Genomic DNA, 3,421 nt, shown 5'->3' on the forward strand with positions numbered 1-3,421 from the left:
CTTAGTAGTGCGGTGAGGCCGCCGGGAACCGGTCGGTGGTCGCCGACTGCGGGTCATCTTGCCGGGGCAGCAGGTAGGCGCGAACCGCCGAACGTGGCCCGTAGGGCCGAAGTAGCTGGCTGGCCGGGCGAGTGCGTACCTGCTGCGGCCACCAGAACCAGCGCCCCAGCAGCGCGGCGACGGACGGCATCATGAATGAGCGCACGATCAGGGTGTCGAACAGCAGACCCAGGCCGATGGTGGTGCCGACCTGCCCGACGACTTTCAAATCGCTGAATATGAACGAGGCCATGGTGGCGGCGAAGACCAGGCCCGCAGACGTCACCACCGCACCGGTGCCGGCCATCGAGCGGATGATTCCGGTTTTCAAACCGGCACCGATTTCTTCTTTGAAACGGGACACCAGCAGCAGGTTGTAGTCGGATCCGACGGCCAGCATCAAGATGATGGACATCGCCAGCACCATCCAGTGCAGTTTGAAGCCGATGATGTCCTGCCACACCAGCACGGACAGTCCGAACGAGGCGCCCAACGAGATCAGCACCGTGCCCACGATGGTGACCGCGGCGACCAGGCTTCGGGTGATGATCAGCATGATGATCAAAATCAGGCTGGCCGCAGCTATTGCCGCGATCATCAGGTCGTATTTGGAGCCGTCGCGCATGTCCTTGTAGACCGCGGCGGTGCCGGCAAGGTAGATCTTGGCGCCCTCCAGCGGAGTTCCCTTGATGGCTTCCTTGGCTGCGTTCTTGATCGGCTCGACGTGCGAAATGCCTTCCGGGGTCGCGGGATCCCCTTCATGGGAGATGATGAAGCGGGCCGCGTGCCCGTCCGGCGACAGGAACATCTTCAGACCGCGCTTGAAGTCGGGGTTGTCGAAGACTTCCGGCGGGATGTAGAACGAGTCGTCGTTCTTGGCGGCGTCGAAGGCCTGGCCCATGGCGGTCGAGTTTTGGCTCATCACGTCCATCTGGTCATACAGCGACGACATCGAGCTGTGCATGGTCAGCATCATTTGCTTCATGGTCGTCATGGTGGCGATCATGGGCGGCATCTGCGCCAGCATCTGCGGCATCAAGGCGTCCAGCTGAGATATGTCGCCGGCAAGATAGGTGAATTTTTCGGTGATCTGATCCAGACCGTCGAGCGCGTCGAAGAGGGATCGCAGCGACCAGCAGCCCGGGATGTCGAAGCAGTGCTTTTCCCAGTAGAAGTAGCTGCGAATCGGCCGGAAGAAATCATCGAAGTTGGCGATGTTGTCGCGCAATGTGTTTGTGACATCCAACATTTCATGCGTGAGGCCGTCCATGTGGTGGGTGACCGCGGCCATCTGCGAGGTGATGTTGTACATGCGCTGCATGGTGTCGATGGACTGTTGCATCGCGTCGGCCTGCTTGAGCATGTCGTCCATGCGCTGGTGCATGTACTGCTGGTTTTCGACCTGCGTGGTGTTTTGCATGCTGATCTGGAACGGGATTGAGGTGTGCTCGATCGGCGTTCCCAGCGGCCGGGTGATCGCCTGGACGCGCGCGACACCCGGGATGTGGAAGACCCCCCTGGCGATCCGGTCCAACACCAGCATGCCCGCCGGGTTGCGCATGTCGTGATCGGTCTCGATCATCAACAATTCCGGATTCATCCGGGACGCGGGGAAATGCCGTTCGGCGGCGGCGTAGCCGATATTCGCGGGGACGCTCGGGGGTAAATACAGCCGGTTGTCGTAATTGGTTTGATAACCGGGTAGGGCGAGTAGACCGATGAGGGCGATCGCGACTGACACCGCGAGAATTGGCCCGGGCCAGCGCACGATCGCGGTGCCCACCCGTCGCCATCCCCGGGTCCGCATCTTGCGCTTAGGATCGAACAGCTTGAAGAAACTGCCGACGGTCAGGACCGCCGGACCCAAGGTCAGCGCGGCAGCAACGGCGACCAGCATCCCGACCGCACAAGGGATACCCATAGTCTGGAAATACGGAAGCCGGGTAAAGCTCAGGCAATACATCGCACCGGCAATAGTCAGGCCAGAGCCAAGGACGACGTGCGCGGTTCCGTGGAACATGGTGTAGAAGGCTTTTTCGCGGTCCTCGCCTAGGCCGCGCGCCTCTTGATATCGGCCGAGAATAAAGATCGCATAGTCTGTCCCAGCGGCGATGGCCAACAGCACCAAAATATTAACCGCGAAGGTCGACAATCCCATGATGTTGTTGTAGGCCAGGAAAGCGACAACCCCCCGAGCCGCCATCACCTCGATCACCACCATGAACAACGTGCTGAACACGGTGATAATCGAGCGGTATACCCACAGCAACATCACGATGATCACCACGAAGGTGATGATCGTGACCTTCTGGAGGCTCTTTTGTCCGGCCGAGTGCTGATCGGCGATCAACGCCCCAGCGCCGGTCACATAGGCCTTGACCCCCGACGGCGCAGGCACGCTGTCCACGATCTTGCGGACCGCCGCGACAGACTCGCTGGCCAGGCTCTCGCCCTGGTTACCAGCAAGATACGCCTGCACATAGGCGGCCTTGCCGTCGGAGCTTTGCGAACCGGCGGCCGTCAGCGGATCCCCCCAGAAGTCCTGGACGTGCTGGACGTGTTTCGTGTCAGCCTCGAGTTTGCGGACGATCTGGTCGTAGAAATGGTGGGCCTCATCGCCCAGCGGCTTGTCACCTTCCAGCACGATCATGACCGCACTGTCACTGTTGAATTCGTTGAATACTTTGCCGATGTGCTTCATCGCTTGCATCGACGGCGCGTCCTTGGGGCTCATCGACACGGTGTGTTCTTCGGCGACCGCGTCCAGCGATGGAACCAAGACGCTGAGGACGACGACAAGCCCCACCCAGGCAAAGACGACGGGCACCGCGAGTTTGTGGACCGTTCGCGCGAAAACCGGCATATGCGGCAGCCCTGCGGCCCGGTCATCGGTCATGCGGACTTCACTATGCAGAACGTTTGCGCATTCATACCCTGACTCGACCTTTCGTCCTTGACCACCTCGTCCACGATGATCCGGCAGCCGATTTGGTTGCTGTCGCCCTGCGCGACGATGTTGACGCTCACCGAGGGCAGCGTCGAGGTAACCGAGAGCGTCCAGGGCAAAGGCACGTTGCTAGCTTTCTGGGGCTGGGCATTGATGTCCAAGTAGTTGATGTTGGCCACCGTCCCCGGGGGACCATAAACCTGGTAAACCACGCGCTTGGGATTGAACGGCTTGATCTCATCGGCGATGCCGCTGGTCATCGTCTGATCGTCGTGGACGCCGAAAAAGGTGCGAAGCCGCAGTACGCAGAAGCCCGCTACCGCCACCACCGCCACGATGACCAGGACGATCCACATTTTCTTCATCGCAGCGCCAACGTGAATCCTCCCCAGCCAACCATCTCCCGCTAGTTGGGCGCCCCACCGCCCATTCGAC

General features: G+C 60.7%; 2 protein-coding genes. Both read right to left on the bottom strand.

Translation table 11 applies throughout. From position 1 onward, the window contains the following. Window position 1 precedes the first annotated feature (1 nt). Window positions 2-2,935: an MMPL/RND family transporter gene (locus BST44_RS28870; RefSeq protein WP_007172562.1), complete on the bottom strand. Its 2,934-nt coding sequence runs from the start codon at window positions 2,933-2,935 to the stop codon at window positions 2-4. Continuing rightward, complete coding sequence (locus BST44_RS28875; RefSeq protein WP_007172563.1) at window positions 2,932-3,351, bottom strand: MmpS family transport accessory protein; 420 nt, start codon at window positions 3,349-3,351, stop codon at window positions 2,932-2,934. Before BST44_RS28875 ends, BST44_RS28870 begins: the two co-directional genes overlap by 4 nt. Window positions 3,352-3,421 lie beyond the last annotated feature (70 nt).

This window comes from Mycobacterium scrofulaceum, from assembly GCF_002086735.1.
GTDB lineage: Bacteria > Actinomycetota > Actinomycetes > Mycobacteriales > Mycobacteriaceae > Mycobacterium > Mycobacterium scrofulaceum.

Bases quoted from the DNA above. Each gene is read 5' to 3' on its own strand.
- BST44_RS28870 (WP_007172562.1), bottom strand. From the start codon at position 2,935: ATGACCGATGACCGGGCCGCAGGGCTGCCGCATATGCCGGTTTTCGCG.
- BST44_RS28875 (WP_007172563.1), bottom strand. From the start codon at position 3,351: ATGAAGAAAATGTGGATCGTCCTGGTCATCGTGGCGGTGGTGGCGGTA.